Below are 6,344 nucleotides of genomic sequence, written 5' to 3'. Positions count from 1 at the left end.
ATGTATTATTATTTGATAGACTTTATCCACTTGTCTAAGTATTTGTCTATTACATAGAATTGGCTAGGTCCAATTTTAAGAATGAATTCATGGTAGTCTTTTTCTGAGAACTTATCACCTAATTTTTTCTCTGCTTTCTCGCGCAGTTCCATCATTTCAATATATCCAATCGTATATTGTAGATAGTTAGCTGGTTCTTCAACCATGGAAATATAGAATTGATCCAAGGTATCTTCATCTGTTATACTTAACATGTTTTTAAGGTATTTATCAGAATCTTCTCTAGTCCAACCCTCGTAGTTTATTCCAATATCAGCTCTTGCATACATCATTAGAATAACAGCATTGTTCTCTTCAAGAAGACTTGCTAAGTTGTCATCAATACCTGCCATATGATAAGAAATCATCTCTACATAAGTTGCCCAACCTTCTGAATATCCACCGAAGTTCATAGTACTACGGACTGGATCTGGATTTTGTTGTGCATAGTATACATTCTGGAATAGGTGTCCTGGATACCCCTCATGTGCTAATGTTGTGAAGATCTGTGATAAGTCGAATTTATCGCTGCCATTAATGTAGATGGAATTATCTTCGTAATTATCAATTGCAGGAGTAAGATAGAATGCGGGGCTTATAAAATCTTCTAGGGATTTATGAACATATTTGACGGTGTAATTTACTTTTTCCATGTCAGGAAAACGATCTTTAATGGTATCTTGGAGATACGTTAGAATCTCTTCAGGATCTGTCATTGGATAGGAAGGATCATTTGCTTTATTTAAAAGAGTGGAGTCTTTAGCAAGAAGAGTTTGCATACGTAGAATATTCTTGCTAATGTAATTTTCAAGAATATCAATTAATTCTTCTACGCTACGATTAGAGCCTGTTTCCGAACGAACTAAAGATTCATAATATTCTTTTCCTCTTTCAAAATTACATAAACCACCTTCGTTTGTTCCAGTGCCTTTTAGGTTTTTCAAACCATCGATAAGCAATTGATACGCTGGAATTACGTAATTTAGAACGGCGTCTTTATTCTTCTTTTTGTATTCTTTGATTTCATCTTTTGTTAAGCCATCATATTTCTCTACTTTATCGTTGAATACGGTAATAAGGAAATTGTTTTCTTTATCGGCTATTAAAGATTCACATTGTTCCATAATATCATCCACACTACGATCACTCATGAATAGACCAGCTTCAGATTTCAATTTCTCAAATTCAATGATCTGGTTAAAGTAATCATATGTACAAGGTAAAAGTTCAAGGTATGCATCGATATCGTCTTTGTCATAAAATCTGTATTCTGCGTATAATACAGGAAGTTGGGCTTGCAAACCAACAGTTGGGCTTAGAACTTCATAATACAAAAGAAGATCGTCTGCATTATCATCGACTTTATAGTAGTCTTTTATGATATCATACGTAAGTTTTTGATCATCAGTTAGTTTCTTGTAATCAATTGATTTCAAACGTGCGGAGTAGTTTTCACATTTAGCAAGATTTTCTTTCATGGCTTCTAATGAAAAATCACCGAGTGTTGGTTTGTAATTAGTAATACCGTAATTTTCTGGATTTGCTAACGTATAATTGAGAGTAATGCTGTCGCTTTGTACATTATCTAAAAAGATTTCATTGGTTAAAGCGTCAAATTCAGCTTGTGTCTGAACCGCACTTGCACCCTTATCTTTATTACAGCCTGCCAAGGTTAGCAATAAAACCAAAAGTGTTAGTAGCAGATACAATTGTTTGCATTTCTTCATAGTTACCTCCATACCTACGCAATTTTCTTAACAAGTTTGTGGCGTAGACACGAACTTGCGTAATAAACTATTACTATTAATAGTATCCACTCCTGATTGTAGTATGTCAGGAATTTAAAAAATATAGTGACAATAGTATATACAAAGTATGATAATATATCAGAAAAAGAAAGTAAACAAAAACTGGTCGAATAGACTATAAGTTTTTTACAAATACTTGAGGCAAGGAAAATTATTTTGACATTAAAGTATGAGAATGCTATACTATTTATTAATATGAAAATGCTGTGAAGAGAAGAGTACATGCGTTAAGAATTAACAGAGAGCCTAATTAGCTGAGAATAGGTATTTACTGATCGTATGGAAGATGGTCTTGGAGCTTCATTCTTGAATGAGTTGATTTTATAAAGCGTACTCTTTAGGGAATGACGGGAATCTGCAACCGTTATCATGCAAGACTGTAACATTTAAAATATTAGATTTTGAATTAGCAGTTATTAAGTTCTATTTTGCAAAAAATAGAAGAATTAAAGTGGTACCACGAGACTACATCTCGTCTTTAAACGAAATCATAAGATTTCCTTAAGGGCGAATTTTTTTTTGCTTAAAAAGGATTAATAACAAAGCATTCATTAGGAGGAATGATAACATGAGTAAAAAACCGTATTATATTAGTACAGCAATTGCGTATACGTCTGGAAAACCACATATCGGTAATACGTATGAAATCGTATTAGCAGATAGTATTGCAAGATTCAAACGTGCACAGGGATTTGATGTGTACTTCCAAACAGGAACATATGAACATGGCCAAAAGAATGAGTTAAAAGCGCAGGATATGGGAATCACACCACAAGAATTTGTTGATGGTGTTGCTGGACAAATTAAAGATATCTGGGATCTAATGAATACTTCTTATGATAAATTCGTTCGTACTACAGATGAATACCATGAAAAACAAGTACAGAAAATCTTTAAGAAATTATACGACAAAGGTGATATCTACAAAGGTTTCTATGAAGGAATGTACTGTACTCCTTGTGAATCCTTCTTTACATCTTCTCAACTAGTAGATGGTAAATGTCCAGACTGCGGAAGAGAATGTCAACCAGCAAAAGAGGAAGCTTATTTCTTGAAATTAAGCAATTATACAGATCGTTTAGTTGAGCATATTAATGCACATCCAGAATTTATTCAGCCGGAATCAAGAAAGAATGAGATGATGAATAACTTCATCTTAGCAGGACTTCAAGATTTATGTGTATCAAGAACTTCCTTCAAATGGGGAATCCCAGTGGACTTCGATAACAAACACGTTATCTATGTTTGGCTTGATGCGTTAAGCAACTATATCACAGGTCTTGGTTACGATGTAGATGGTAACAATGGCGATAACTACGGGAAATACTGGCCAGCTGATCTTCACCTAATCGGTAAAGATATCTTACGTTTCCATACGATCTATTGGCCGATTATGTTAATGGCACTTGACTTACCATTACCAAAACAAATCTTTGGTCATCCTTGGTTATTACAAGGTGATGGTAAGATGAGTAAATCCAAAGGAAATGTAATCTATGCAGATGACTTAGTTGACTTCTTTGGTGTGGATGCAGTTCGTTATTTTGTTTTACATGAAATGCCATTTGATAATGATGGTGTTATCACATGGGAACTTATGGTTGAGAGAATGAATTCCGATCTTGCCAATACACTTGGTAACCTTGTTAACCGTACAATCTCCATGTCAAATAAATACTTTGGTGGAATAGTTAACAATAAAGGAGTGAAAGAAGAAGTAGATGATGAATTAATCAACCTTGCTTTACAAACTCCAGACAAAGTTGCCGAAAAGATGGAACATTTACGTGTTGCAGATGCAATGTCTGAGATATTCACATTGTTCAAACGTTGTAACAAATATATTGATGAAACAATGCCTTGGGCACTTGCAAAAGATGAAAGCAAGCAAGAAAGGCTTGAAACTGTTTTATATAACTTAGTTGAGTCAATATGTATTGGTGCAAGTTTATTAGAATCATTCATGCCTGAAACATCAGCTAAGATTCTTACTCAATTAAATACAAGTGTACGTTCAATGGAAGATATGAAAGAGTATGGTAAATACCCATCAGGTAACAAGGTTACAGAAAAACCAGAAATCCTATTTGTTAGACTTGATTTAGAAGAAGTTATGAAGAAAGTAGAAGAATTAAAGGCAGCACAAATGAAAGATGTTGCACCACAGAAAGAGGAAGAAGCAGTGATTGATATTGAAGCAAAAGCCGAAATAGAATACGATGATTTTATGAAGATGCAATTTCAAGTAGGAGAAATCATTGCATGTGAAGAAGTAAAGAAATCAAAGAAATTACTTTGTTCACAAGTTAAGATTGGAAACCAAGTAAAACAAATTGTATCAGGAATTAAGGCTTACTACAGTCCAGAAGAGATGGTTGGTAAGAAAGTTATGGTATTAGTGAATCTAAAACCAGCGAAATTAGCAGGTGTATTATCAGAGGGTATGCTTTTATGTGCAGAGGATGAAAACGGTGAATTAGCACTTATGGTACCTGAGAAGAAGATGCCATCAGGTGCAGAAATCTGCTAAAATAGATAACCTCGAAAGAGGGGTACACCAGCAAAAAGAACAATTTTTCTGCGCTGAATGCCATTATGTGAACATATTTATATGTTCACATATGGCACACAGCTACGAAAAGTTGTTTTTTTTACTCAAATGGTATTTTGCAACAACATCTTCTTTTTTAGTCTTACCTTTGTTTTATTAGCTAATTTACTTGTAACTTATAGTTTACTTGGTTATAATAAGGAATGAAAATTACGTGGTCGTGGGTTTAAGGGAACGGAGGAAGAAAATGATAATAGATACACATGCACATTATGATGATGAGCAATTTGATATAGATCGGGAAGAAATTCTAAATTCAATGAAAGACAATGGAATTGAATTGATAGTAAATATTGGTGCAGATATGCAAACTTCAGAGCAAACACTAGAGCTTACAAACCAATATCCTTTTGTTTATGGTGCTGTTGGTGTTCATCCGAATAGCACAATGGAATTAGATGATACAAAGATGGAACGTTTGAAAGAACTAGCGAGAATGCCTAAGATAGTTGCAATTGGTGAGATTGGATTAGACTATTACTGGGATGAACCGGACCCGGATACGCAGAGAAAATGGTTTGACCGTCAGATGGAATTAGCTAGAGAAGTTAAACTTCCAATCGTTATTCATAGTAGAGATGCAGCTAAGGATACCGTAGACATGATGAAAGCAGCCCATGCTGGAGACATCTCAGGTGTCATTCATTGTTTTTCATATCCAGTAGAAATGGCAAGGGAATTTCTGAATATGGGATTTTACCTTGGAATTGGTGGTGTAGTAACGTTTAAGAATGCTAAGAAATTAAAAGAGGTTGTAGAGTATGCGCCGATAGAGTCTATTGTGTTAGAGACAGATTGTCCTTACCTAGCACCAGAACCAAACAGAGGAAAGAGAAATTCTTCTCTATATTTACCTAGTGTCGTTGAAGAGGTTGCCAGAATTAAAGGAATGGACACGGACCAGATAATTGAAATTACAAGACAAAATGCAATGAGATTATATCGTTTATAAGAAAGTTAAGAGGATAGTAGAATGGATCATAGTAACAAATTAGCAAATCCCCAGAATACGATAGAAGCGATAAAGAAGTATAACTTCGCATTTCAGAAGAAATTTGGACAGAACTTCTTAATTGATACACATGTGCTTGAAAAGATAGTAACAGCTGCAGGAGTAACAAAAGACGATATGGTATTAGAAATCGGTCCAGGTATTGGTTCTATGACCCAATATCTATGTGAATATGCAAGGGAAGTTGTTGCTGTTGAGATTGATAAAGCACTAATACCAATTCTTAAAGATACACTAGCAGATTATGACAATGTAACGGTAATTAATCAAGATATTCTTAAAGTTGATATCAATCAACTTGCTATGGAAAAGAATCAAGGTAGACCGATTAAGGTAGTTGCAAATTTACCATATTATATAACAACACCGATTATTATGGGATTATTTGAAAGTCATGTACCTATTGATAATATTACAGTTATGGTACAAAAGGAAGTTGCAGATCGTATGCAAGTGGGGCCAGGTACCAAGGATTATGGTGCGTTATCCTTAGCGGTTCAATATTATGCGAAGCCTTATATTGTAGCAAATGTTCCACCTAACTGTTTTATGCCAAGGCCGAATGTAGGCTCAGCAGTAATTAGGCTTACAACACATAAGGAAGCACCGGTACAAGTTGAGGATGAGAAGTTAATGTTTCGATTGATTCGTGCATCTTTCAATCAAAGAAGAAAGACATTGGTAAATGGTCTTAATAACTCACCTGAGATTCATTTATCAAAAGAAGTTATTGCAAAGGCAATTGAGGAGCTTGGAGTTCCTTCAACAGTACGAGGTGAAGCGCTTGATTTGCAACAATTTGCAGAATTGAGTAATATAATTAGTCGCTTATTACGTAGTTAATTCACAGATTCCTGACATAAAGAGGCCTCTT

4 protein-coding genes and 1 other annotated feature are annotated in these 6,344 nt (G+C 34.6%); of the genes, 3 read left to right on the top strand and 1 reads right to left on the bottom strand.

Features of this window, described 5'->3' with window-relative positions; all coding sequences use genetic code 11:
• Positions 1 to 8: 8 nt before the first annotated feature.
• Positions 9 to 1,766, bottom strand: a complete 1,758-nt coding sequence (locus tag ACW2QF_RS03605; protein WP_455714629.1) for a DUF885 domain-containing protein — start codon at positions 1,764 to 1,766, stop codon at positions 9 to 11.
• A 278-nt stretch (positions 1,767 to 2,044) separates the two neighbouring features.
• Positions 2,045 to 2,330 (top strand) — a binding site (T-box leader).
• 85 nt (positions 2,331 to 2,415) lie between these two features.
• On the opposite strand from ACW2QF_RS03605, the gene metG reads away from it, so the two are divergent.
• The 3 genes from metG (at position 2,416) to rsmA (ending at position 6,313) form a co-directional block, all read left to right on the top strand.
• A complete protein-coding gene (gene metG, locus ACW2QF_RS03600; RefSeq protein ID WP_455714628.1) occupies positions 2,416 to 4,377 on the top strand; it encodes a methionine--tRNA ligase in 1,962 nt (653 codons plus the stop codon).
• Between the two features lie 268 nt (positions 4,378 to 4,645).
• Entirely contained in the window at positions 4,646 to 5,410 is a 765-nt protein-coding gene (locus ACW2QF_RS03595; protein ID WP_455714627.1) for a TatD family hydrolase, read from the top strand.
• Positions 5,411 to 5,431: 21 nt separating this feature from the next.
• Positions 5,432 to 6,313 (top strand): 16S rRNA (adenine(1518)-N(6)/adenine(1519)-N(6))-dimethyltransferase RsmA, encoded by an 882-nt coding sequence (gene rsmA / locus ACW2QF_RS03590; RefSeq protein WP_455714626.1) that lies wholly within the window; start codon positions 5,432 to 5,434, stop codon positions 6,311 to 6,313.
• Positions 6,314 to 6,344: the final 31 nt, after the last annotated feature.

The sequence above is a fragment of the Anaerosporobacter sp. genome, assembly GCF_965301125.1.
This window is presented reverse-complemented; position numbering and strand designations above follow the sequence as displayed.

Excerpts from the sequence above, each read along its gene's own strand:
- ACW2QF_RS03605 (WP_455714629.1), bottom strand. The coding sequence starts at position 1,766 with ATGAAGAAATGCAAACAATTGTATCTGCTACTAACACTTTTGGTTTTA.
- rsmA (WP_455714626.1), top strand. The coding sequence starts at position 5,432 with ATGGATCATAGTAACAAATTAGCAAATCCCCAGAATACGATAGAAGCG.
- ACW2QF_RS03595 (WP_455714627.1), top strand. The coding sequence starts at position 4,646 with ATGATAATAGATACACATGCACATTATGATGATGAGCAATTTGATATA.
- metG (WP_455714628.1), top strand. The coding sequence starts at position 2,416 with ATGAGTAAAAAACCGTATTATATTAGTACAGCAATTGCGTATACGTCT.